This is a genomic window from Streptomyces sp. JH002, assembly GCF_050916115.1.
Taxonomy (GTDB): Bacteria; Actinomycetota; Actinomycetes; order Streptomycetales; family Streptomycetaceae; genus Streptomyces; species Streptomyces xiamenensis.
In genome coordinates, this window is record NZ_CP087989.1 from 1,976,921 (window position 1) to 2,000,613 (window position 23,693).

A 23,693-nucleotide genomic window follows, 5' to 3' on the forward strand; every position below is an offset into this window, starting at 1 on the left:
GCCCGCCCCCACCCCACCCGTCTGTCCTCGCTGTTACGCGGGGACGCCGGCCGGTCCCGGCATCGCGCCCGCCGCACCGGCGGCACCCGCCTGGCCCGCGGTGACCACCGCCGACTGCGGGCGGATCGGCAGCCGGTTCACCGGCCGCCCGGTGGCCGCCCGTACGGCCGCGGCCACCGCCGCCGGGGACACCACGACGGGCGCCGCGCCCGCCGCCTTGGCCCCGAACGGCGCGACCACGTCCCGCTCCTCCAGCAGCTTCACGATCCGGATCTCCGGCACGTCCAGCGCGGTCGGCAGCGCGTAGTCGGCGAAGTCCGGGCGCCGCACCACGCCGCGCGCCACCCGCAGATGCTCCATCAGCGCGGTGCCCACGCCCTGCGTGACGCCCGCCTCGATGCGGGCCCGCAGCTGCGCCGGGTTGAGGATGCGGCCCACGTCCTGCGCGATGGCCATCTCCACCACCCGCACCGAACCCAGCTCGACATCCACGTCCACCACGGCCCGTACCGCCGCGAACGCCAGGCCCACGAACGCGTCGCCCTGACCGGCGGCGTTCAGCGGCTCGGTGGGATGCGGGCGGCACTGCGCCGTCGCCCACAGCTCCTTGCCCTCCAGTGCCTCCGCCACCGTCGTGCTCAACACCCCGTCGTAGGAGGTGATCTTGCCGTCCGCGATGGTCAGCAGCTCGGCCGACATCCCGAAGGTCGCGGCCAGCGGCTGGAGCAGCTGGGTGCGGACCATCTTCGCCGCCCGCTCCACCGCCCCGCCCGACACCCAGGTGTTGCGGCCGCGCAGCCCGGGACCGGCCGGCGGCTGATCGGTGTCGACCGGTGCGACATGCACCTCCTCGACCCCCAGCACCTCCTGCACGATCTGCCGCGCCAGCGTGGCGAACCCCTGCCCCGTCTCCACCGCCGCGCACAGCACGGTGGCCACCGAACCCTCCACCTTGACGGTGGCCGTGGACACCTCGTCGGCGCCCTCCGCGCCGAGCATGTGCACCATGCCCAGGGCATAGCCCACGCCACGGCGCACCGCCCCCGGATCGGCGGCGCCGTCGGGGCCGCCGGGCAGCACCCAGTCCTCGTCGGGCGGCGGCGGGAGCGGGGACTCCCGTACCGCGCGCAGCAGTTCGGCGACCGGCGCCGGGCAGGTGACGGCCTGTCCGGTGGGCAGCGGGTCACCCGTACTCAGCACGTTGCGGGCCCGCACCTCGGCCGGGTCCAGGCCGAGCCGGGCGGCCAGCTTGTCCATCTGGCCCTCGTACGCGGCGCACACCTGGAGGGCGCCCTCGCCCCGCAGATGGCCGGAGGGCGGGTTGTTGGTGCGCACCGCCCAGCCGTCGACGACGGCGTTCGGGACCCGGTACGGGCCGGCGGCGAACGACACGGCGGCCGCCAGCGCTTCGGCGGAGCCGTCGGCGTACGCCCCCGCGTCCATGAGCAGTTGCGCCTCGACCTTCACCAGCTTGCCCTCGCGGTCGGCGTGGTGCCAGTAGCGCAGCATGGTGGGGTGCCGGTGCGGGTGGCCCAGGAACGACTCCTCGCGGGTGGCCGCCAGCTTCACCGGGGACGCGGTGCGGATCGCGAGCAGGGCCAGGGGCAGTTCGAAGCCGAGGTCCTCACGATCGCCGAACGCGCCCGGCACGCCCGTCACATAGACCTTGACCTGCTCCTGCTCCAGCCCCAGGCAGGCGGCCAGCCGGTCGCGGTCGCCGTGCGGGTCGGTGCTGCCGGTGTACACCTCCACGCCGCCGTCGGGGCGGGGCACAGCGAGACCGGCCTCGGCCCCTATGGGGGCGGGGTCCTGGCGGCCGATGCGGTAGACGCCCTCGACGACGATCTCGCCGTTCATGTTCGGGTCGCCGTGGCGCAGCGGGATGTGCCGGATGATGTTGCCGTCCGGGTGGAGCGGTTCGGCCTCGAACACCTTCTCGGGGTCGGTGACGGGCGGCAGCACCTCGTACTCGACGGCGATCGCGGCGGCGGCCAGCCGGGCCGTCTCGGGGTGATCGGCGGCGACGGCGGCCACCGGCTCACCGTGGTAGCGGACTTCGTCGGCGGCCAGCGGCGGCCGGTCGCCCGGGGGCGTGCCACCCACGTCGAGGTGCGTGACGACGGCGCGCACGCCGGGCAGGGCGGCGGCCTCGGACGTGTCGATGCCCCGGATCCTCGCCCGCGGGTGCGGGGCCCGCAACACCGCCGCCCACAGCAGCCCTTCGGCCCACAGGTCGGCGGTGTACGGGTAGACGCCGGTGGTCTTGGCGGCGGCGTCGGCCGGCGGAACGGAGGCGCCGAGGCCGAGCGCCGGGGCGCCCTCGGCAGGGCCCGGCGCGGGCTCGGCACCGGCGACGGTGACGGCGGTGATGCCGTCGATGGGCTGCTCGCTCATCGTGTCAGGCGTCTCCCTCGGACGGGCCGGACTGCTGCGGAATACGAGGCGGCTCGGCGGCGGCCCTGGCGGCCCGTTCGGTGTGCTCGGCCCGTTCGGCCCGCTCGTCGATCACGGTGCGGACGGCGTCCAGCACGCCACGGTAGCCGGAGCAGCGGCACAGGTTGCCGCACAGCGCCTGGCGGGTCTGGAGCTCGGTGGGCTGGTGGTTGCCCTCCAGGAGATCGTGCACCGTCATGGCCATGCCGGGCAGGCAGAAACCGCACTGCACCGCGCACGAGGAGAGGGCGCGCTGCACGTCGGAGGGTTCCTCCTCGGTACCGAGCCCTTCGACCGTACGGATCTCGCACCCGGCGGCGGTCGCGGCCGGAACCAGGCAGGCCGCGACGAGGCGCCCGTCGACCTGCACGGAGCAGGCCCCGCACTCGCCCTGCGAGCAGCCGTCCTTGGCCCCGGCGAGGCCGAGGCGCTCGCGCAGGACGTAGAGCAGGGACTCGCCGATCCAGGCGCTGCTGACGGCACGGTCGATGCCGTTGACGCGCAGCACATAGGAGGTCTCGGGGTGCTCGCTGTCGGTGGGAGGCAGCGGGGGCGCGATCTCGCTCTCGCCGTGGGTGGGGTCGGTGACCTCGGAGGGGATCACCCAGGACCCGGACTCGTCCCCGCCTCCGCTGCCGCCGAACGTGGCGGGCCGCTGCACGGGGCCGCTCTCGGCGGCCGGCGGCTGCTGGGAGGTGAGGTGGGCGTCCGGGCCGGAGTCCGGGGCGATGGGCCCGGCGGCGCCGCCGTCCGGCGGGGGGGCGGAACCCTCCGGGGCCGGGGAGTGCGCGCCGGCCTCCGCTGCCGCCGTGGCGTCACCGGCGCCGGGTGCCTCGGGGCCGGCCCCGGGGGCGCCGGGAGCGGCTTCGGCGTCCGGGCCGGCCGCCACGTCGACCCGTGCGGGTGCGGGCGGCGAACCGGCGGGGGCGGCGGGCGCCTGGGCGTGGCCGTGTTCGGGCCCGGCGGCGCCGGAAGCGGCAACGGCTGCGGCCGGTACGGGAATCGCCTCGGCCTCCGGCCGGGCGGCGTCGGCCGCGCCGGGCCCCGGTTCACCGGGGAAAGAAACCGTTTCCGCTGAAGGGGCGCCCGGGGATTCCGGTGCTGCCCAGGCACCGCCGCCCGCGCCGGGCTGCCCCGGTACGGGGCCCCGGTCGGTCACCGCGTCGCCGTCCCGGGCACCGGCGTGCGGTGCTCCGTCCTGACCATGCGGGGCGTGCTGGGCGTGCTGCTGCCAACCGGCGTCCGGTGCGGCCCCGTTCGCCACGCCCGGCTGCGGACCCCGTTCTGCGGTGTCGCCCGCGTCGGGGGCCACCGCTCCGTCCCAGCCGGCCTGCGGAGCATGCTCCGCGCCCGGCGGCAGCGGGACACCCCGGCCGTCGGTGCCATCCGAAACCGGCCCGCCCTGAGCGGGAATCCCCGCCATGGCAGGCCCGCTCCCGTCGGCGGACACGGCGCTCGGGGCGCCCGCGTCGGGGGCCACCGCTCCGTCCCAGCCGGCCTGCGGAGCGTGCTCCGCGCCGGGCGGCAGCGGGACACCCCGGCCGTCGGTGCCATCCGAAACCGGCCCGCCCTGAGCGGGAATTCCCGCCAAGGGGGTCCCGTTCCGGTCGGAGGGCACGGCGCTCGGGGCGCCGGGGTCGGCGGTGTCCGCAGCCTCGCCGTGAGCGGATGCGGGCGCCGTCCCGGGCGCACCGTTCGGCGCCTCGGCCGTACGGACATCGCCCGGCGCCGCGTTGCCCGGGGCGTCGGTCCACGCCGCCGGTGGCGCGCCATGCCGCATCGCGCCGGCAGCAGCGCCCAGCGGCGCGGGGTCGCCGGATGACGTCTCCGGCCATGTCCCCTGCGGGACTCCGTTGTGCGCGGCGTTTTCACCGGCTTCCGGCCGCACGCCCTCGGGGGCACCGTGCCCGCCCGCAGCATCGTGGGCTTCGGACGCGGGGGCGGCACCGGTCGGCACGCCAACCGGCACGTCGGACCGCGCCGCCTGCGGCGCGCTGTCTCCGGCGGAGGCGTCGGTCCACTCGGCGTGAGGGTCGCCACCGCTCACGGGGCCTGCGCCGGCGGTCCGCTGCATGCCGTGCGCCGCTCCGGCGGTCCCCTCGGGCGCACCGTGTTCACCCGCGCCACCCGGTGTTTCCGGCGCTGGGGCGCCACCCGCCGCCGCGTCGGACCACGCCGCCTGCGGCGCACCGTCTCCGGCGGAGGCAGCGGGCACGCCGCCCGTCGCCGCGGGCCCTGTGGCGTCGGGCCACTGCGCGGGAGGCGCGCCGCCCTCCACGGGGGCGCCCCCGGCCGCCGGCTGTAGGTAGTGCGCCGGTGCTGCCGCACCGTGAGGCCCGTCGGGCACGTCGGCGCCGTTCTGCGCCCCGGCCGCATGGGCACCGCTCGTCGCGGGGTCGCCCGGTGTGTCGGGCCAGGCCGCCTGCGGAACCGCCCCGTTCGGGGCGTCGCCGTGGGCGACGCCCGCTCCCGTGGTTCCAGGAGTGTGCGGCCAGGTGCCCTGCGGGGCGTGGCCGTTCGGGGCGTCGTCACCGGCGGCCGACCGCGTGTCGGCGACCGGAGCGGCGGGACGCGCGGCGGAGCTGTCCGCGCTCGCCACGCCGGACGGAGCGGGCACGCCTGAGCCGCCGGCACCCGGCCAGCCCGCCGGGGACGCACCGTCGTGCGGGCCACCGCTCACCCCGGACGGAACCGGTACCCCGGCACCGTCGGACCAGTCCGCCGGGGGCGGACCACCCGGCACGGCCTCACCCGGACCGGCGGGACCCGCAGCGGCACTCGGGGCGCCGGTCGGCGTGGTCACACCACCGTGCGCCTCCGGCCATCCCGCCGGGGGTGCGGCACCGGTGTCCTGCGCCATCGAACCGTGCTGAGCGGGAAGTTCGCTTCCCCCGGTCGCCGGCCAGCCGGCCTGCGGCGCGCCGCCCGCGGGCTGGGCGCCGCTCACCGGGGTGCCTCCCGTGTCCGGCGCGGCGGACGGGCCACCGGAGGCACTGTCGGACCAGGACTGCCGCTGTGCGTCGCCGTGGCCGACCTGGGCGGCGTTGGCACCGTTGGCGGGGCCGGAGGGCGCGTCGAACCAGCTGGGGCGCCTGGCCTCGCCGGCCTGGGCGTTCGGCGCCCCGGTCGGGGCGGGCGCCCCGGTGCCGTGCGCCTCGGACCAGGGGGCAGCCGCGTTGTCGCCGCCGTCCACAGGCTGTGGGGACGCGGCCGGACCGGGCCCCGCGTCGGGCACGACAGCGGTGGCCTGGTGCGGCCATGACGTCTGGCCCGTGGCCTCGTTCGGGGCCGCGTCCCCGGGGTTCGCGGCCGGGGCCGCCCCGTTGGCGCCGTTGTGGGGCCATGTCGACTGGGGCGGCAGGCCGTTCGTGGCGGGTGGTGCCTGCGTGCCCGGGTCGTTCCAGCCCGTGCCGTGCGGTGGTGTCGCCCCGCCGGCCTGCTCGGGCCAGCCCGCCTGCGCGGCCCCGTCCATGGCGATGTCGGTGGGCACCGCGCCGGTGGCGGCGAGGGTGGCTGACGCGCCCGGCCAGCTGCCGGTGCGTCCGTTCTCCGTCGTGTCCGGCCAATCGTTGTGCGGCGCGGCACCGTTGGCCGCGCCCGGCGCCTCGGCTCCCGGCCGGGCACCGGTGGGTGCGGCGGCGTCCTGCCAGCCCTCCCGCAGCGCGGCGCCGCCGGCGCGCACGTCGCCCTCGGCGGCCGTCCCCGCGCCGGCCGCGGCCGGCCAGCGGGCGGCTGCCGCGCCGGGCCAGGAGGTGCCGCCGCCGGTCTGCTGCGCGCCCGGCCAGCTCGCCTGCTGCGGGGCGGTCCAGGGGCCTGACTCCGGCAGTTCGCCCTGCCCGCTCTGCTGCGCCGGCGGTGCCTGCCGCATCTGCTGCGTGTGTTGCGTCTGTTGCGCCTGCTGTGCGAAGGGCAGGGACCACGCCCCGGTCGCACCGGGGTCGGTGACCGGGGAGCCGCCCCCGCTCACCGAGAGCGGGTCCGCCCCCGGCACCGGCTGGGGCGGCAACTGCACGAACGCGGTCGCGTCCGCGTCGTAGTCGCCGCCGTTCTCCCCCGCGGCCCAGCCACTCTGTGGCCGTGGCCGCCGCTGATCGTCGTTCATCGCAGCGCCCTTCCGAGTCCACGGCGGGCCAGTGTCGCCACGGTTCGCCTCACATGCAGCACAGCAGCCGGCAGTTGCGCCTCCCCCGGCTGCGGATCGGGAACGCAGGCCAGGCCCACGTAGTCGCCGAACGCGGTCAGCGCCTCGGGCGCCAGCGCCCGCCCGTGTTCGCCGTCCCAGTCGACCAGCGACGCCACCCACCGCTCGGCGTCCAGCGGGCGCAGTGGCATCGGCGCGACGCCGCCCACCGCGCACCGCACCTCGCGCCGTATCGGGTCGAGCACCACCGCCACCGATGCCAGCGCCCGCCCGGGGCCGCTGCGCGCGGTCGCCTTCAGGAAGGTCTGGGGGGCGTGCAGCAGCGGAACCCTGACGTGGGCGAGCAGTTCGGCGGGGCGCAGGTGGTCCATGCCGGCCAGCAGGTTGCTGACGGGGATCTGCCGGCCCTGCCCCTCGGGGCCGGCCACCAGCAGCGTCGCCTCCAGTGCGGCGAGCACCGGCAGGGTGTCGCCGGAGGCCGCCGCGGAGATGATGTTGCCGCCCAGCGTCCCGGCGTTGCGCACCTGGGGCGGCCCCGCCGAGCGGGAGGCCGCGGCCAGGGCCGGGATGAGGGCGGCGAAGTCGGGGCGGCTCATGCGCGCGTGCGTGAGGCACGCGCCGAGCAGCGCGTGCCCGTCCTGGTACTCCCAGCCGCGCAGTTCACCGAGCCGGCCGAGACTGACCAGGGCGGCGGGCCGCAGCAGCCCGGCGTTGACCCCGGCCATCAGGTCGGTGCCACCCGCCACGGGTACGGCGGCCGGGGTGTCCGCCAGCGCTGCCACGGCGTCGTCCAGGGTGGCGGGCAGCGCGACGAGTTGGGCGCCCTGGTTCCGCGGCGCTTGCGCCCGAGAGGCCTGAGGTGCGTGCGTGCTCAATCCAGCTGCCCCTTTCCGGCTGTCCCGGCTGCCCAGCCGTACGGTCTGCGAGGCAACTCTGGCACATTTTCCCGCTCCACCGGTGCCGGGGTCACCCTCATTCCGGAAGCGCGTCACGCCCGTTGCGAACTCAGCCGGGCTCGCCGTCGACGGGACGCCCGAGTTGTCCGGAGTGCCCGGCGGGCATCGGCCGCCGCTGCCAGGGGTGCGGGCCGCCCGGCGGCCGGTACGCGACACCCAGCGCGTCGAGCCGCGCGTAGTGCGCGCGTGTCATCCGCTGTGCGAAGTCGGGCCACGAGCGCCGCCCGGGCGCGCTCCACGCCACCTCCGCGAGCGCGCACAGCCGCGGGTAGGTCTGGTAGTCGGCGCGGGCCTCGCCGTCGACGAGTTCGGTCCACAGGTTGGCCTGGGTGCCGATGACGTGCCGCTCCGCCTCCTGTCCCGCCAGCGCGGGCGGCACCGGCTCGAACTCGTATACGTCGCGCAGTGTGCGGACCCAGCCGACCGGCATCGGCTCGTCCTCCCCCGGTGCCTGCCGGTGGTCGAGGTAGACGAACTGTTCGGGGCACATCACCACGTCGTGCCCCGCCGAGGCCGCCGCGATGCCGCCCTCGTAGCCGCGCCAGGAGGAGACCGCGGCGCCCGGCGCCAGTCCGCCCTCCAGGATCTCGTCCCAGCCGATCAGCCGCCGTCCGCGCTCGCTCAGCCAGCGGTCGAAGTGCCGGATGAACCACGACTGGAGCCCGTCCTCGTCCCCCAGGCCCTCCCGCGCGATCCGCTCCTGGGCCACCGGTGAGGTGCGCCACTGGTCCTTGGGGCATTCGTCGCCGCCGATGTGGATGAAGCGCGAGGGGAAGATCTCCAGGACCTCGGCCAGGACGTTCTCGTAGAAGCGCAGCACCTCGTCCGTGGGGGCGAGCACGTGCGGGCTGATGCCCCAGTCGGTCCACACCCCGGGGGAACCGTGCCCCTCGTTGCCGAGCCAGGGGTACGCGGCGATGGCGGCCTGCGAGTGCCCCGGCAGTTCGATCTCGGGGACGACGGTGATGTGCCGCTCGGCGGCGTAGGCGACGATCTCCCGCAGGTCCTCGCGGGTGTAGAAGCCGCCGTGCGGCCGTTCGTCCCACAGCGGGGAGTGGCGGTGCCCGTAGCGCGAGCGGGGCCGCCAGGCGCCCGTTCCGGTCAGTTCCGGGTAGCGGTCGATCTGGACGCGCCAGCCCTGGTCGTCGGTGAGGTGCAGATGGAGCACGTTGAGCTTGTGGGCGGCCATCAGGTCCAGCTGGCGCAGCACGCCCGCCTTGGGCAGGAAGTGCCGGGAGACGTCCAGCATGAAGCCGCGCCAGGCGAAGCGCGGGGCGTCCTCGACGGTGACGGCCGGCAGTCGCCACTCACGTCCGGTGAGCGGGGCGTGACGGTAGGCGTCGGGTCCGGCGAGCTGGCGCAGTGTCTGGGCGCCCCAGAAGACCCCGGCCGGGCCGCCGCCCGTGATGAGCACCCCGTCGTCGTCCGCGGTCAGCCGGTACGCCTCGGGGCCGCCGGCCAGCTCCGGGTCGATGGTCAGCCGCACCCGTGTCCCGCGGTCGGCGCCGGAGGGCTCCAGGCCCAGGAAGGCCCGCAGCAGGCGGGCCGTCCCTTCCGTACCGGGGGCGGCGTCGAGCACGGCCCCCGGCCCCAGTGCGGTCCCGGCACCCGGGCCCGGCGTGTACGTCAGCGGTGCCGGTACGAGATCGGCGCCCGTGGTCCCGGGAGCCCCGGCGGTCTCGGCATTCTCAGCGGTCATGGAGGGATGGTTCCCCCACGGCGGCGGCTTACTTCTTGCCGCCGCCCTTGCCGCCCTTGCCGTCCTTACCGCCCTTGCCACCGCCGCCGAAGGCGCCCATGGACTCGTAGATCTCCTTGCACATGGGGCAGACGGGGTACTTCTTCGGGTCCCGGCCCGGTACCCACACCTTGCCGCAGAGCGCCACGACGGGCGTGCCGTCCAGCGCGCTCGCCATGATCTTGTCCTTCTGGACATAGTGGGCGAAGCGCTCATGGTCGCCATCGCCGTGCGATGTCTGCGGGACGGGCTCGACGAGGGTGCCGGTGCCCGCACCGCGCTCGGGCTGCTGCTCGGGCTCAAGGGTGCTCATGACCACCAAGCCTAATTGAGCGAGGGGTCATCCGTGTAAGTGGCGAGCAGCGCCAGTTTGCCGCGCTGGCGGCGGAGCACCGCCCGCCACAGGCCCTCGGGGCGCGGGGCGGACACGTCCCCCGGTTCGGACTCCACCACGTACCAGGCGCCCTCCTCCAGCTCGGCCTCCAGTTGCTCGGGGCCCCATCCGGCGTAGCCGGCGAAGACCCGCAGGGAGCCGACCTCGGCGGCCAGCACCTGGGGTGGCGCCTCCAGGTCCACCAGGCCGATCGAACCGTGCACCCGACGCCAGCCCAGCGGCCCGGTGCCGGGCACGACGGCGAGGGCGAGGGCGGCGTCCAGGGCGACGGGGCCGCCCTGGAAGACGACGCCGGGATCGCCCGCCAGTTCGGCCCAGCCCTCCAGCACCTCGGAGACGCCGACGGGGGTGGGACGGTTGAGGACGACCCCGAGGGCTCCGTCGGAGTCGTGGTCGAGCATCAGCACCACGGCGCGCTCGAAGTTGGGGTCGGACAGCGCGGGGGTGGCGACCAGCAGCCGCCCGGTGAGCGAGGACACCTCGGTCATGAGGACATGATTCCCCATCGGGAGGGCGGTGGGGAGTGCCGGGTGCGGACCGTGTGGAGCATTACCATTTCGATTACCTCCGCTCGATTCCCCCGGCCCTCTTGGAGATCGCGAGTTCCATGACTGACGACGTCCTGATTGTTCATGGCGGCACCCCGATCGAGGGCGAGATCAAGGTGCGGGGCGCCAAGAACCTCGTGCCGAAAGCCATGGTGGCGGCGCTGCTCGGCAGCAGTCCGTCCCGGCTGCGCAATGTCCCCGATATCCGTGATGTCCGTGTTGTGCGCGGGCTGTTGCAGCTGCACGGTGTGACCGTGCGCACCGGCGAGGAGCCGGGCGAGCTGTACATGGACCCCTCGCGGGTCGAACGCGCCAACGTGGCCGACATCGACGCGCACGCCGGCTCGTCCCGCATCCCGATCCTGCTCTGCGGCCCGCTGCTGCACCGGCTCGGGCACGCGTTCATCCCCGGCCTCGGCGGCTGCGACATCGGCGGCCGTCCGGTCGACTTCCACTTCGACGTGCTGCGCCAGTTCGGCGCCACCATCGACAAGCGCGCCGACGGCCAGTACCTGGAGGCACCGCGCGGACTGCGCGGCTGCAAGATCCGGCTGCCGTACCCCTCCGTGGGCTCCACCGAACAGGTGCTGCTGACCGCCGTGCTGGCCGAGGGTGTGACGGAACTCTCCAACGCCGCGGTCGAACCGGAGATCGAGGACCTCATCTGCGTGCTCCAGAAGATGGGCGCGATGATCTCCATGGACACCGACCGCACCATCCGCATCACCGGCGTGGACCGTCTGGAGGGGTACACCCACCGGGCCCTCCCGGACCGCCTGGAGACCGCCTCGTGGGCGAGCGCCGCCCTGGCGACCAAGGGCAGCGTCTACGTACGCGGGGCAGCCCAGCGGGAGATGATGACGTTCCTGAACGTCTACCGGAAGGTGGGCGGTGCCTTCGAGATCGACGACGAGGGCATCCGCTTCTGGCACCCGGGCGGCCCGCTCAACGCGATCGCGCTGGAGACGGACGTCCACCCCGGATTCCAGACCGACTGGCAGCAGCCGCTGGTGGTCGCCCTGACCCAGGCGTCGGGGCTGTCCATCGTGCACGAGACGGTGTACGAGTCGCGGCTCGGATTCACCAGCGCGCTCAACCAGATGGGCGCGCACATCCAGTTGTACCGCGAGTGCCTGGGCGGCTCGGCCTGCCGGTTCGGGCAGCGCAACTTCCTGCACTCGGCCGTGGTGTCGGGGCCGACCACACTCCAGGGCGCGGATCTGGTGATTCCCGATCTGCGCGGCGGGTTCTCTTATCTGATCGCGGCGTTGGCGGCGCAGGGCACCTCACGGGTGCACGGCATCGACCTGATCAACCGCGGCTACGAGAACTTCATCAAGAAACTGGAGGATCTGGGCGCGAAGGTCGAGCGCCCCGCGTAACCCGGCGCCCCGCGGCGCCCGTCCCGCGTCCCGCCCCCGGCCGCACGGCCAACCGTCGTCCGGGGGTGGGACGCGGGACACGCGCCGTACACGGACGACGAAGAGGGTGGCCCCCTGGCTGGGGGCCACCCTCATACGTTCACCACCACGTTCAGCGGCCCCTCGCGGTGCCTACTGCCGGTGGTACTGCCCAGAGCCTGCGCTCAGGGTCACTTGCCCTTGGCGGCTTCCTTGAGCTTGGAGCCCGCGGAGACCTTGACGCTGTACCCGGCGGGGATCTGGATCGGCTCGCCGGTCTGCGGGTTGCGGGCGGTGCGCGCCGCGCGGTGGGTCCGCTCGAAGGTCAGGAAGCCGGGGATGGTGACCTTCTCGTCGCCCTTGGACACGATCTCCCCGGTGATCTCCGCGAAGGCCGCCAGTACAGCGTCGGCGTCCTTCCGGGTCACCTCGGCACGCTCGGACAGAGCGGCCACCAGCTCACTGCGGTTCATATTTCGTACTCCCGTGTTCTTCCTTGCCGATGAGGCGTGAGATCGAAGCCGATGCTGCCAGGACCCTCGGACAGTTCCCGGACCCGGGTCAGCTTTGGTGACCCTCGCGCCCGGATACGCATCCTGCCTCCACCAGTGGTGTGAAGGCCAATCCGGCGCCCGCGGTGTCACACGAAGAGTCCTGGCGTCCGTCCCGGGGCTCAGCCTCCGCATCACCCTACGGGGGGCGCCGGTGGCCCCGGCAACCGACTCGCCGGGGGCGGGCCGGTGCCGGGGCCGTACGGAGCCGTGTGCGGGCCGCTGCGGGCCGCGCGGTGTCGCCTACGCCTCGGCGGCGTGGGTGGCCTGGGCGGCCTCGCGGACGGCGCCGGAGACCGCGCCGGAGACCTTCTCGTTGAACACCGACGGCACGATGTAGTTGGCGTTCAGCTCGTCCTCGCCCACGACATCGGCCAGCGCGCGGGCGGCGGCCAGCATCATCGCGGTGTTGACGGTGCGTGACTGCGCGTCGAGCAGACCGCGGAAGACCCCGGGGAAGACCAGCACGTTGTTGATCTGGTTGGGGAAGTCCGAGCGGCCGGTGGCCACCACGGCGGCGGTCTGCCGCGCGATCGCCGGGTCGATCTCCGGGTCGGGGTTGGCGAGCGCGAACACGATGGAGTCGTCGGCCATGGCCGCGACGTCGTCGGCGTCCAGCACGTTGGGGGCCGAGACCCCGACGAAGACGTCGGCGCCGACGATGGCGTCCTTGAGGGTGCCGGTGACGCCGTCGGGGTTGGTGTTGTCGGCGATCCAGCGCAGCGGGGTGCCGGGTTCGGCGTCCACCAGGTCGGCGCGGCCCGCGTGCACGACGCCGTGGATGTCGGTGACGACGGCGTGCTTGACGCCGGCCGCCAGCAGCAGCTTGAGGATCGCGGTGCCGGCCGCGCCGGCGCCGGACATCACCACGCGTACGTCGGCGAGTTCCTTGTCGACGACGCGCAGCGCGTTGTGCAGCGCGGCGAGTACGACGATGGCGGTGCCGTGCTGGTCGTCGTGGAAGACCGGGATGTCCAGGGCCTCGCGCAGCCGCGCCTCGATCTCGAAGCAGCGCGGGGCGGAGATGTCTTCGAGGTTGATGCCCGCGAAACCGGGGGCGATCGCCTTGACGACCTCGACGATGGCGTCGGTGTCCTGGGTGTCCAGGCAGATCGGCCAGGCGTCGATGCCGGCGAACCGCTTGAAGAGGGCCGCCTTGCCCTCCATGACGGGCAGCGCGGCCTGCGGGCCGATGTTGCCCAGGCCCAGGACGGCGGAGCCGTCGGTGACCACGGCGACGCTGTTGCGCTTGATGGTCAGGCGCCGGGCGTCCTCGGGGTGGGCGGCGATCTGGGTGCACACCCGGGCCACGCCGGGCGTGTAGATCATCGAGAGGTCGTCGCGATTGCGAATCGGGTGTTTCGACGTCATCTCGATCTTGCCGCCGAGGTGCATCAGAAACGTACGGTCGGAGACCTTGCCGAGCGCGACGCCCTCGATTCCCCGGAGCTTTTGCACGATCTCATCCGCGTGCGCCGTGGAGGAGGCGGCGATCGTGACGTCGATACGCAGCTTCTCGTGGCCGGACGCGGTGACGTCGAGACCGGTGACGGAACCCCCGGAGGACTCCACGACCGTGGTGAGCTGACTGACCGCCGTGCCGCTGGCCGGAACTTCCAGCCGAACGGTCATCGAGTACGAGACGCTGGGCGCCGTTGCCATGAGCCGACTTCCTTCACTTTCACCTTCACGCGTGCCCCCGAATGGTCGCACCTACCGTGGAGTAGCCGGTAACCCAGGGGCATCGACCTATATGACCGTAACAACGCAAGGGGTGCGTACGGCACCGGGGTGAGGGAGAGAGTGTGAGAAAAGTCTTGACACCGACCCGCCAGCTCGCCTCGCGGCAAGTGGTCGCTCGTAGCGACAATGGTTGGGCCCGGGGGCATGGATCGGGCCGGTGCCACCTAAAGCGTAACAAACCACAGCAGAACACAACTAGAGCGTTCCGCCGCCGAATCGCTCGTTCCTCGTTCTACCTCATACGCGCGGCGCATATGCCTGTCAGGTCTCCCTGAGCAGATCGGGCACCCCGTCCCCGTCGGGGTCGTCCGCGGCGCCGGCCAGGACGGTCAGCCGCTGCGTCGCCCGGGTCAGCGCCACGTACAGCACCCGCAGCCCCGCCGGGGACTCGTCCGCGATCTCCGCCGGGCTCACCACCAGCGTGGCGTCGTACTCCAGCCCCTTGGCCTCCAGGGAGCCGAGCACCAGCAGCCGCTCCCCCGCGCCCGCCAGCCAGCCGCGCACCTGCGCGCGGCGGCCCATCGCCACCACCACGCCGACGGTGCCCTCCACCTCGGCCAGCAGCCGCTCGGCCGCCGCCCGCACGGCCGCCTCGCCCGGGCTGCGCTCCGGCGCGCCGTCCCGGCCCACTGCCACCTCGTACACCGGGCGCACCCCGGTGGCGCGCACCGCACGCGGCGGCACCGTACCCGGCATGGCCAGCGCCAGCACCCGGTCGGCGACCTGGGCGATCTCGGCCGGGTTGCGGTAGTTCACGGTCAGCTCGAAGCGGCGCCGCGGGCGGGTGCCCAGCGCGCCGTCCTTCTCGGCCGCCGCCTCCTCGGGCGCCGACCACGAGCTCTGCGCCGGGTCGCCGACGATCGTCCACGTCGCCTGGCGGCCCCGGCGGCCCACCATCCGCCACTGCATCGGGGTGAGGTCCTGCGCCTCGTCCACGATGATGTGCGCGTAGTCGGCGCGCTCCCCCTCCTGCTCGCGGCGCTCGCGCCGCTCCCGGCGTGAGGGGCCGAGCCGGTCGGCGTACGTGCTCAGCTCCTCCAGGCCGGTGAGCAGGTCCAGCGGGTCGGCCTCGCGCCGCTCCCGTTCCCTGGGCCGGGAGGGGGTGCCCAGCAGCTGCCGCAGCTCGTCCAGCAGCGCGACGTCGTGGACGGACAGGCCGCCGCCGTCGGGGGTGACGCGGCGCAGCGAGCGGGCCAGCTGGCGCACCTCGCGCGGGCGCAGCAGGCGGCGTGCCCAGCGGCCGAGCCGGGACTCGTCGGCCATGGCGCGCAGCACCTGCAGCGGGGTGACCTCGGGCCACCAGGCGTCGAGGAAGTCGGTGAAGGCGTCCTCGGTGGAGATGTCCTCGTTGAAGCCGTCGCGGGCCTCCTGGGCGAGTTCGGCGTCGCCGTAGCGGCGGGCGGCGGCGCCCGACTTGTGCCACAGGGCGTCCAGCAGGAGACGGCGGGCGCGGGGCCGGAGCAGGTTGACGGGGGCGGTGCCGCCGAGGGCCTGCTGCCGTACGCGGTCGAGGTCGGCGGCGTCGAGTTCGACGCGGGCGTTGAAGGCGACGACGCGGAGGCGCTCGGGCGCCTGGGGCGTGTCCACGGCGCCGCGCGCCGCGCGGGACAGAACGCGCGCCATGGCGGCGGAGCCCTTGACCCGGGCGACGGGCGGCTCGTCGTACGCCTGCGCCTCCACGCCCTCCACCAGCGAGCCCAGCGCCCGGATGACGACCTGGCCCTCCTCGCCGAGCGCCGGCAGCACGCCCTCGGTGTACGAGACCAGCAGCGGGGTGGGCGAGACGATCAGGATGCCGCCCGCGTAGCGGCGCCGGTCCTGGTACAGCAGGTAGGCGGCGCGGTGCAGGGCGACGGCGGTCTTGCCGGTGCCGGGGCCGCCGGTCACCTCGGTGACGGAGACGGCGGGGGCGCGGATCACCTCGTCCTGCTCGGCCTGGATGGAGGCCACGATGTCGGTCATCCGGTGGCCCCTGGTGCGCCCCAGGGCCGCCATCAGCGCGCCGTCGCCGACCACCGGCAGTTCCTCGCCGGCCAGGGTGGCGCGCAGCTCGGGGCGCAGCAGGTCATCCTCGACGCCCAGGACGCGGCGGCCCTTGCTGCGGATGACGCGGCGCCGCACGACGCGGCCGGGCGCGACCGGGGTGGCGCGGTAGAACGGGGCGGCGGCGGGGGCGCGCCAGTCGATGACCAGCGGGACGTACTCGGCGTCGAGCACGCCCAGCCGTCCGATGTGCAGCGTCTCGGCGATCTCGGCGGCCGGCTCACCGTCGGGGCCCGGGCGGACGGCGTCCTCGGCGGGATCCACCGAGGTCAGCGCCCCGTCGGGGCCGCGCCGTCCGTCCTGGCCTGCGAGCAGGTCGATGCGGCCGAAGAGGAAGTCCTCGAACTCGTTGTTCAGCCGGGACAGGTGCATCCCGGCCTGGAAGACCTGCGCGTCGCGCTCGGCCAGCGCGCCCGGGGTGCCGACCTGCACACGCTTGGCGGCATCCGCCATCAGGAACTCGGCCTCGTGGATCTTCTCCTCAAGCCGCCCGTACACGGTGTCGAGGTGCCGTTGCTCGCCAAGCACCTCCCGTTCCCGTACGTCCACGACCTCGGCCCCCTTCTGACCTGCGCACTGGCATATGCACTGCACTGAAGAACGGCGCACTACGGTACGCGAAGCCTGCGGCGCGCTTGTCTCAGGCCGCCCCCAGAAGCACCGGATTGCTCAGCGCCGCCATCGCGCCGTCCGCGTCGCGGACCTCGGCCCGCACGAACCCCGACTCCCGTGGCCCGGTGTGCCATTCGACGGTGCCGGTCCCCGAGGCGGGCAGCATGGCACGGTGCGCGGCGCCCAGCTCGGTGTGGAAGGTGACCGTCGCGTGCGGCACGCCGTGTATCGCCGCCCTGACCAGGCAGGGCTCATCGACGGCCGCCGTCAGCCGGTCGCCGGGGCCCGCGCGGCGTGCCGTGTCCCCGGCCCCCGCCGCGGCCGAGAAGTCGAGCGTGACCGCCGTGGAGGCGGCGATCCAGCTGTGCCCGGCACGCAGCCCGGCCAGCAGCGCTGCCTGGCCGGGCGACTCGGCGCGTACGACGGTGTGCGGGATGCCGAGCTGCCCCTCCAGGTGGGTGTCGCTGCCGCCCGTCGCGGGCCGCCACCGGCCGTCGTGCACGCCGGCCGCCAGCCCTCGGCCCCATTCGGCCAGCGCCGCCTCGTTGTCGGCCTGCCACGGCACCCGCGAGGTCCACGGCCCGTTCCACACCTCGACGGCGTCGAAGCCCTCGTAGGGGTACATGAACGTGCCGGAGGGGTAGGGCGCGTGGGGGTGGGCGGCCACGCACAGGCCGCCGGCGGCGTGCACCTCGTCCAGGTGCCGCTGCAGGCGGGCGTCGCGCACGCCGTAGCGCCAGTCGATGAGCCGACCGGGCGGCAGGCCGAGTGCCAGCCAGTGGCCGGTGGCGGTGGTGACCTCCTCGCCCGGGATCACGAGCGGGTCGCCGGGGGTGCGCGGCCAGGCGCCGTGCGCGTCCGCGGTGTTGTGGTCGGTGCTGGCCAGGAAGTCGAGTCCGGCGGCGCGGGCGGCGGCCAGCAGCAGCCGGGGGGTCAGCGTGCCGTCCGAGTGCACCGAGTGCACATGGCAGTCGCCCCGGTACCAGCGGTGCCCCATGGTCCCTCCCACGTCCCTCGTGCCGCCGGCTCGTGCCGCGCTGCCATGGTGATGGCCTCGGCCTGTGCCCGGGCAAACATGGCGGGTGGGGGCGGGCGGTTCGGTGTGGCCGGCCGCCGGGCCGCGCTGCGGTCACCCGGCGTACTTGTCGCCGTCCCCCGCCGTGGGGTCGAGCGCCAGCCGGTAGCCGCGCTTGACGACCGTCTGAATGATCGTCGGGGCACCGAGCGCGGTGCGCAGCCGGGCCATCGCCGTCTCCACCGCGTGCTCGTCGCGGCCCGCGCCCGGCAGGGCCCGCAGCAGTTCACCGCGCGGCACCACCCAGCCGGGGCGCCTGGCCAGGGCCCGCAGCAGCGCCATCCCGGCGGGCGGCACCGGCCGCAGTTCGCCGTCGATCACCGCCGCGTGGCCGCGTACCTCCATCCGCCGCCCGGCCACCGGCAGCACCCTCGCGCGGGTGGGGAGTTCGGTGCACAGCAGTTGCACCAGGGGGCCCAGCCGGAAGCGTTCGGGGTGCCGTACCGGTACGTCCCATGATTCCAGCGGGAGTGCGGTGACCGGGCCCACGCAGGCCGCCAGCACGTCCCGGCGCAGGGACTCCAACAGGGATCCCAGCAGCCCGCGTTCCTCCGCCCGGCGCAGCAGGGAGGCCGCCGCCGGGGCACTGGTGAAGGTCAGGGCGTCCAGGCCGCCCGCCAGGGTCACGTCGATGAGCCGGTCCACGGGGGCGATGTCCTGCGGCGGCATCCAGCGGTAGACGGGGACCTCCACCACCTGTGCCCCGGCCTCGCGCAGCGCCTCGATGAAGCCGGGCAGCGGCTCGCCGTGCAGTTGGAGCGCGATGCGGCGGCCCTCGACGCCGCCGTCCAGCAGCCGCGCGAGGACCTCGGCCATCGATTCGGAGGCGGGCGACCACTCCTCGGTGAGCCCGGCCGCCCGGATGGCGCCGCGCACCTTGGGGCCGCGCGCCAGCACCTCGGAGCGTCCCAGGGTGGCGAGCAGTTCCTGCCCGACGCCCCAGCCCTCGGCGGCCTCCACCCACCCCCGGAAGCCGATCGCGGTGGTGGCGATCACCACGTCCGGCGGGTGGGTGGTCAGCTCCCGGGTGGCGTGCAGCAGTTCGTCGTCGTCGGAGAGCGGGACGATCCGCAGCGCCGGGGCGTGCACCACCTCGGCGCCGCGCCGCCGCAGCAGGGCGATCAGTTCCTCCGCCCGTCGTGCGGCGGTCACCCCGACCGTGAATCCGGCCAGGGGGTCGATCGGCTGGGGGTCTCGCTGCATCTGGTGGTTCCCAAGGGGCAAGAGGGTGTCGAGCCTGGCGGACCAGCCTGTCAACGGCCGGTGACAGGGCCGCTCCCGTCAGGTTTCCCGGGTGTAACGCCGCGGGCCGCCGTCATACACCCGCGTAGGCGGGTTGTGCGCGCTGTCCGGCGGTATCGGCCGTCCCGCCGTCCTGCGGGCGGCCGGTGCCCGTGCCGCGCAGGTATACGACCCAGGTGACCACGCAGCATGCCACGTAGAAGGCGAGGAAGGACACGAAGGCGGCGGTGCCGGTGCCGGTGGACAGGAAGGACTGGCGGAAGGCGAGGTTGATGCCGAGGCCGCCGAGCGCGCCCACCGCGCCGATCAGCCCGATGGCCGCGCCGGACAGCCGCCGCCCGTAGGCCGCCGCGGCCTCGCCGGTGAGGCCGAGGGCGTGCGCCTTGGCGTGGTAGATGCCGGGGATCATCTTGTACGTCGAGCCGTTGCCGAGTCCGGTGAGGACGAACAGGGCGATGAAGCCGATCAGGAAGACCGGCAGCGACTCCTGTTGCGAGGCCAGGATCACCACGCCGGTGGCCGCCGCCATGCCGCAGAAGGTGTACAGGGTGATGCGCGCCCCGCCGAACCGGTCCGCCAACGCGCCGCCGACGGGCCGGATGAGCGAGCCGAGCAGCGGGCCGAGGAAGGTGATGGAGGCGGCCTGGAGCGGGGTGCGGTCGAACTGGTTCTGGAGCACGAGCCCGAAGGCGAAGCTGTAGCCGATGAACGAGCCGAAGGTGCCGATGTACAGGAACGACATGATCCAGGTGTGGCCGTCGCGCACCGATTCGCGCGCGGCGCCGGTGTCGTTGGTGACGGTCTCCAGGTTGTCCATGTGGCGCCAGGCGAGGACGGCGGCGAGCACGATGAGCGGGGCGTAGACGGCGAGCAGCACGCGCGGGCTGCCGTCGCCCGCGGTGGCGATGACCAGCAGGCCGGCGAGCTGGATGACGGGGACGCCGATGTTGCCGCCGCCCGCGTTGAGGCCGAGCGCCCAGCCCTTCTTCCGCAGCGGGAAGAAGGAGTTGATGTTGGTCATGGAGGAGGCGAAGTTGCCGCCGCCGACGCCGGTGAGGACGGCGACCAGCAGGAAGGTGGTGTACGAGGTGCCCGGTTCCATCACGATCCAGGCGGCGGCGGTGGGCAGCAGCAGCATGGCGGCGGAGACCACCGTCCAGTTGCGGCCCCCGAACCGGGCGACGGCGAAGGTGTACGGGACGCGGACGATCGCGCCGACGAGGGTGGCGACCGAGACGAGGAAGAACTTGCCGGCCGCGTCGATGCCGTACTCCGGGCCCATGAACAGCACCAGGACCGACCACAGGGTCCAGATGGAGAAGCCGATGTGCTCGGAGAGGATGGAGAAGGCGAGGTTGCGGCGGGCGATGCGTTCGCCCTTCTCGGCCCAGAACCGCTCGTCCTCGGGGTCCCAGTGCTGGATCCAGCGCCCGCCGGGGCGACGGGTGCGGGCTCCGGCGGCCGGGGCCGGCCCGGCTCCCGCCTGTGGTGCTGGTCCTGTCATGGCGCCTCCCTCGGGGGTGTGTCTGCACGGGCACCGTAGACGGGCCGGATGTCCGTGGCGATCGCCTCAGATGTCACGCAGGCAACCGTGCACTCACGGCGGGCCCGCGGGCCCGGTGAGCGTCCCCGGCCCGCCGGTCTGCTAAGCATGGAGGGGTCCGAACTCCCGTACTGCACAAGGCGACAAGGACCTCTACATGCCCGAATCCCCCACATCCCCCACACCCCCCACCTCCCACCGGCCCGCCTCGCGGGTCACCCGCCGGGCGCTGATCGGCACCGCCGGCGCGGTGGCGGCGGGCGCCGTGGTGACCCCGGCGGTCATCGCGGCGACGGGCGGCTCCGGTGACGGCGACAGCGCCGGTGACGGCGCCGGCAAGGCCGGTGACGCGGCACCGGCCGGTACGACGCCGCAGTCGTTCCCGAAGACCCGCAGCGCGGCGGCCACCGGCGAGGAGGCGGTGCGTACCGCCTTCCCGATCGGCTTCGTCGGTGTCGCCTGGGCCGGCGCCCGTCACGCCACCGGCGGCGGCATACGGTTCACCGGCGCGGACGGTGACGAGGCCGGCGCGTGGACGCCGCTGAGCGGCGGCGGCTGTTCCGACAGCAACGGCGGCCGGCTGCTGGTGGCCGCCCGGCAGGCCACCGGTTACGAACTGCGGGCGCCGCAGGGGGCCACCGACTTGCTGTCGGTCGCCCTGGACACCGCGCGCGGCCCGCGCCACGAGATCCCGGTGCCCACGGACCCGACCCGGGTGCGTGGCGTGGAGTACCTCTCCCGGGCGGCCTGGGGTGCGGACGAGTCGCTGCGTTTCCTGCCGGACGGCAGCGAGAACACCCCCACCGAGTTCTACGCGTTCCAGACCCTGACGGTGCACCACACCGTCACGCCGAACGACGACCCGGACCCGGCGGCCACGGTGCGCGGGATCTACGAGTTCCACGCGCTCACCAACGACTGGGGCGACATCGGCTACCACTTCCTCATCGACGAGGAGGGCCGGATCTACGAGGGCCGTTACTCGGGCGAGGGCGGCCTTCCGGCGCACAACGAGGAAGGCGACCTCGTGACCGCCTTCCACGTGGGCGGCTTCAACTCCGGGAACCTGGGCATCGCGCTGCTCGGCGATCTGACGGAGCGGCCTCCGACGGACGCGGCCCGCGCCTCCCTCACCCGCCTGGTGCGCACGGCGTTCCGGCTGCACGGCCGTGACCCGCTGGCGGACGTCACCTACGTGAACCCGGTCAACGGTGTCGAGAAGGACGTCGCGGAGATCAGCGGGCACCGTGACTGGCTGGAGACGGACTGCCCCGGTGAGGTGATGTACGCGGAGCTGGCGGCGCTGCGCGAGGCGGTCGCCTCGCAGCGCTGACCGCCGCCCGCGAGCAGGGCCCGTACGCCAAGTACGCCCCGTAGGGCCCCTGCGGCCCGCACCCCGGTGACGCCCAACGTGCCGCCCTCGCGTGTTCACGTGGGCGTCGCCGGGGGCCGGCCGCTGCGGCGCGCCGTGTTCATCCCCGCTCCCCAGGATCGGGATGTCGCGGTACAACGTGTCCGAGGAGGCCCCCATGATGCGAAAGCTCGCCGTCCTTGCCGTACTGTCCGGGCTGCTGTTGACCACCGTCACACCGGCGGTGGCGGCGGTGGCCGAGGAGGATCGGGGCAGGCCGCCGCTGCCCGCGCTCCCGAACGAGATCAACGGCGGTGCCTGGCCCACCTCCCACCTCCAGGGAGTGGCGGTGGACCGGGAGAAGGGCTTCATGTACTGGTCCTTCACGCAGATGCTGGTGAAGACCGATCTGCGCGGCAACGTCATCGGCACGGTGGAGGGCCTGACCGGGCACCTCGGGGATCTCGACCTGAACCCCCGGGACGGCCGGGTCTACGGCTCGCTGGAGTACAAGGCGGAAGAGGCGTTCTACATCGCCATCTTCGATGTGCGCAAGGTCGACCGCGTCGGCATGAACGCCGAGCGGGACGGCGTGATGACGGCCGTGTATCTGCCCGAGGTGGTCGAGGACTTCACCGCCGACATGGACGGTGACGGTCATTTCGACGGTGACACGGGCGACACCGCCGACCACCGGTACGGGTGCAGCGGCATCGACGGGGTGGCGTTCGGGCCGGGGTTCGGCAAGCGGCCCGGGCAGGGCCGGGACACCCTGAAGGTGGCGTACGGGGTCTACTCGAACACGGAGCGGACCGACAACGACCACCAGGTGATCCTGGAGTACGACGTGCGCGACTGGCGGCGGTACGAGCGCCCGCTGTCGCAGGCGGCCCCGCACCACAGCGGCCCGTCCCGTACGGACGGCAAGTTCTTCGCGTACACCGGCAACACCCGGTACGGGGTGCAGAACCTGGAGTACGACCCCCACACCGGCGACTGGTTCCTGGCGGTGTACGAGGGGGCGAAGGCCGGTTTCCCGAACTATTCGTTCTTCGTGGTCGACGGCACGGCGCGGCCGGTGCGCGGGGAGATCAAGGGGCAGCCCGAGCGTGAACGCGGTGACCTGCTGAAGGTGAGTGACGGCTTCGACTTCCACGGTCAGTACGGCTTCGAGGCGCTGGGCGACGGCACGTACTACGTGGCCGACAGCGTCCGGGTGGTCGGCCCGGACGGGGTGGCCCGGCAGGAGGGCTTCGCCGAGAAGTACCGCTGGACGGGGCGTTCGGCGGGCGCGGAGCGCGACCGGCCGCCGTTCTCACCGGTGGCCGCGGGCTGATTCGGCCTTCCGCCGGCTGCGGGCGCGGTGCCGGGCGACGTTGGCGCGGTTCCCGCACAGCTCCGGCATGCAGTAGCGGCGGCGCCCGGCACGGCTGGTGTCCACGAACAGGCCGTCGCAGGTGGGCGAGGCGCAGGGCCGGAAGCGGGTGTGGCCCAGGGTGCGCAGGGTGCCGAGCAGGCCGGTGGCGGTGAGCACGGCGAGCCGGTCGGCGAGGGGGGTGGCGGGGTCGGTGGCCACGTACCACTGCCACTCCCGGTCGGCGTCGCGTTCCAGTACGGGGGCGGTGGCGGCGCGGGTGAGCAGGGCGTTGGCGCCGGCGGCGGTCGCGTCCTCGGTGCCGGCCTCCAGGACGGCGCGCAGGTCATCGCGCAGGTGGTGGACCTGGCGGAGGTCGGCGGGGGTGGGGGCGGGGTGGTCGATGCCGTGTTCGTTGAGGAAGTCGGCCAGCCCGGCGGGGTCGCCGAGCATCTCGCCGGCGCTCTTCCACACGAGGGGCGAGGTGTTGACGAGGTCGGTGGCGAGTCCCGCCCCGGCGGCGTAATCGGAAAAAGAGACTTTCATGCCTTACCTCGTCCTGGTACGGT

Annotated in this window: 16 protein-coding genes; 3 read left to right on the plus strand and 13 right to left on the minus strand. The window is 74.2% G+C overall.

Annotated elements, in window-relative coordinates:
- Positions 1–33: 33 nt before the first annotated feature.
- The 6 genes from H7827_RS08570 to H7827_RS08595 all read right to left on the minus strand — a co-directional run bounded on the left by H7827_RS08570 (position 34) and on the right by H7827_RS08595 (position 10,150).
- Entirely contained in the window at positions 34–2,394 is a 2,361-nt protein-coding gene (locus tag H7827_RS08570; RefSeq protein WP_432743899.1) for a xanthine dehydrogenase family protein molybdopterin-binding subunit, read from the minus strand.
- 4 nt (positions 2,395–2,398) lie between these two features.
- A complete protein-coding gene (locus tag H7827_RS08575; protein ID WP_432743901.1) occupies positions 2,399–6,535 on the minus strand; it encodes a 2Fe-2S iron-sulfur cluster-binding protein in 4,137 nt (1,378 codons plus the stop codon).
- Positions 6,532–7,449, minus strand: a complete 918-nt coding sequence (locus tag H7827_RS08580) for an FAD binding domain-containing protein (RefSeq protein ID WP_386532680.1) — start codon at positions 7,447–7,449, stop codon at positions 6,532–6,534. Before H7827_RS08580 ends, H7827_RS08575 begins: the two co-directional genes overlap by 4 nt.
- A 130-nt stretch (positions 7,450–7,579) precedes the next feature.
- The gene (locus H7827_RS08585) at positions 7,580–9,229 is read right to left on the minus strand and encodes a beta-N-acetylhexosaminidase (RefSeq protein WP_432743903.1); all 1,650 of its coding nucleotides are present in this window, start codon (positions 9,227–9,229) and stop codon (positions 7,580–7,582) included.
- A 28-nt stretch (positions 9,230–9,257) separates the two neighbouring features.
- Positions 9,258–9,581 (minus strand): DUF3039 domain-containing protein, encoded by a 324-nt coding sequence (locus H7827_RS08590; protein ID WP_262833150.1) that lies wholly within the window; start codon positions 9,579–9,581, stop codon positions 9,258–9,260.
- An 11-nt stretch (positions 9,582–9,592) separates the two neighbouring features.
- Positions 9,593–10,150, minus strand: a complete 558-nt coding sequence (locus H7827_RS08595) for a YqgE/AlgH family protein (RefSeq protein WP_386532687.1) — start codon at positions 10,148–10,150, stop codon at positions 9,593–9,595.
- 119 nt (positions 10,151–10,269) lie between these two features.
- Here H7827_RS08595 and murA point away from each other — a divergent pair, with 119 nt between their 5' ends.
- Positions 10,270–11,592 (plus strand): UDP-N-acetylglucosamine 1-carboxyvinyltransferase, encoded by a 1,323-nt coding sequence (gene murA, locus H7827_RS08600; protein ID WP_030736985.1) that lies wholly within the window; start codon positions 10,270–10,272, stop codon positions 11,590–11,592.
- A 209-nt stretch (positions 11,593–11,801) separates the two neighbouring features.
- Here murA and H7827_RS08605 read toward each other — a convergent pair whose 3' ends face one another.
- The 6 genes from H7827_RS08605 to H7827_RS08630 all read right to left on the minus strand — a co-directional run bounded on the left by H7827_RS08605 (position 11,802) and on the right by H7827_RS08630 (position 20,380).
- Positions 11,802–12,083, minus strand: a complete 282-nt coding sequence (locus H7827_RS08605) for an HU family DNA-binding protein (protein ID WP_019433197.1) — start codon at positions 12,081–12,083, stop codon at positions 11,802–11,804.
- A gap of 321 nt (positions 12,084–12,404) precedes the next feature.
- Entirely contained in the window at positions 12,405–13,823 is a 1,419-nt protein-coding gene (locus tag H7827_RS08610) for an NAD-dependent malic enzyme (protein ID WP_386532692.1), read from the minus strand.
- A gap of 342 nt (positions 13,824–14,165) precedes the next feature.
- Positions 14,166–16,496, minus strand: coding sequence for a HelD family protein (locus H7827_RS08615; protein ID WP_262833151.1), 2,331 nt, complete (start codon positions 16,494–16,496; stop codon positions 14,166–14,168).
- A gap of 91 nt (positions 16,497–16,587) precedes the next feature.
- The gene (locus H7827_RS08620) at positions 16,588–17,556 is read right to left on the minus strand and encodes a CehA/McbA family metallohydrolase (RefSeq protein WP_432743907.1); all 969 of its coding nucleotides are present in this window, start codon (positions 17,554–17,556) and stop codon (positions 16,588–16,590) included.
- 132 nt (positions 17,557–17,688) lie between these two features.
- Entirely contained in the window at positions 17,689–18,837 is a 1,149-nt protein-coding gene (locus H7827_RS08625) for a uroporphyrinogen-III synthase (RefSeq protein WP_432743909.1), read from the minus strand.
- Between the two features lie 112 nt (positions 18,838–18,949).
- Positions 18,950–20,380 carry a nitrate/nitrite transporter gene (locus H7827_RS08630; RefSeq protein WP_432743911.1) on the minus strand — a complete coding sequence of 477 codons (1,431 nt, stop codon included), beginning with the start codon at positions 20,378–20,380 and terminating at the stop codon, positions 18,950–18,952.
- 196 nt (positions 20,381–20,576) lie between these two features.
- Between H7827_RS08630 and H7827_RS08635 the strand changes: the two genes are divergently transcribed.
- Positions 20,577–21,752: a peptidoglycan recognition protein family protein gene (locus tag H7827_RS08635; protein WP_432743913.1), complete on the plus strand. Its 1,176-nt coding sequence runs from the start codon at positions 20,577–20,579 to the stop codon at positions 21,750–21,752.
- A gap of 199 nt (positions 21,753–21,951) precedes the next feature.
- Positions 21,952–23,106 carry a hypothetical protein gene (locus H7827_RS08640; protein ID WP_432747956.1) on the plus strand — a complete coding sequence of 385 codons (1,155 nt, stop codon included), beginning with the start codon at positions 21,952–21,954 and terminating at the stop codon, positions 23,104–23,106.
- On the opposite strand, the gene H7827_RS08645 is transcribed toward H7827_RS08640, so the two are convergent.
- On the minus strand, positions 23,086–23,670 hold the full coding sequence (locus tag H7827_RS08645) for a CGNR zinc finger domain-containing protein (protein ID WP_432743915.1): 585 nt from the start codon (positions 23,668–23,670) through the stop codon (positions 23,086–23,088). The two genes, H7827_RS08640 and H7827_RS08645, sit on opposite strands and share 21 nt — an antisense overlap.
- Positions 23,671–23,693: the final 23 nt, after the last annotated feature.

What these genes read in the sequence shown, in the direction of transcription:
- H7827_RS08625 (WP_432743909.1), bottom strand. Translation starts at nt 18,837, where the DNA reads ATGCAGCGAGACCCCCAGCCGATCGACCCCCTGGCCGGATTCACGGTC.
- H7827_RS08570 (WP_432743899.1), bottom strand. Translation starts at nt 2,394, where the DNA reads ATGAGCGAGCAGCCCATCGACGGCATCACCGCCGTCACCGTCGCCGGT.
- H7827_RS08610 (WP_386532692.1), bottom strand. Translation starts at nt 13,823, where the DNA reads ATGGCAACGGCGCCCAGCGTCTCGTACTCGATGACCGTTCGGCTGGAA.
- murA (WP_030736985.1), top strand. Translation starts at nt 10,270, where the DNA reads ATGACTGACGACGTCCTGATTGTTCATGGCGGCACCCCGATCGAGGGC.
- H7827_RS08590 (WP_262833150.1), bottom strand. Translation starts at nt 9,581, where the DNA reads ATGAGCACCCTTGAGCCCGAGCAGCAGCCCGAGCGCGGTGCGGGCACC.
- H7827_RS08595 (WP_386532687.1), bottom strand. Translation starts at nt 10,150, where the DNA reads ATGACCGAGGTGTCCTCGCTCACCGGGCGGCTGCTGGTCGCCACCCCC.
- H7827_RS08585 (WP_432743903.1), bottom strand. Translation starts at nt 9,229, where the DNA reads ATGACCGCTGAGAATGCCGAGACCGCCGGGGCTCCCGGGACCACGGGC.
- H7827_RS08645 (WP_432743915.1), bottom strand. Translation starts at nt 23,670, where the DNA reads ATGAAAGTCTCTTTTTCCGATTACGCCGCCGGGGCGGGACTCGCCACC.
- H7827_RS08575 (WP_432743901.1), bottom strand. Translation starts at nt 6,535, where the DNA reads ATGAACGACGATCAGCGGCGGCCACGGCCACAGAGTGGCTGGGCCGCG.
- H7827_RS08620 (WP_432743907.1), bottom strand. Translation starts at nt 17,556, where the DNA reads ATGGGGCACCGCTGGTACCGGGGCGACTGCCATGTGCACTCGGTGCAC.
- H7827_RS08605 (WP_019433197.1), bottom strand. Translation starts at nt 12,083, where the DNA reads ATGAACCGCAGTGAGCTGGTGGCCGCTCTGTCCGAGCGTGCCGAGGTG.
- H7827_RS08630 (WP_432743911.1), bottom strand. Translation starts at nt 20,380, where the DNA reads ATGACAGGACCAGCACCACAGGCGGGAGCCGGGCCGGCCCCGGCCGCC.
- H7827_RS08640 (WP_432747956.1), top strand. Translation starts at nt 21,952, where the DNA reads ATGCGAAAGCTCGCCGTCCTTGCCGTACTGTCCGGGCTGCTGTTGACC.
- H7827_RS08635 (WP_432743913.1), top strand. Translation starts at nt 20,577, where the DNA reads ATGCCCGAATCCCCCACATCCCCCACACCCCCCACCTCCCACCGGCCC.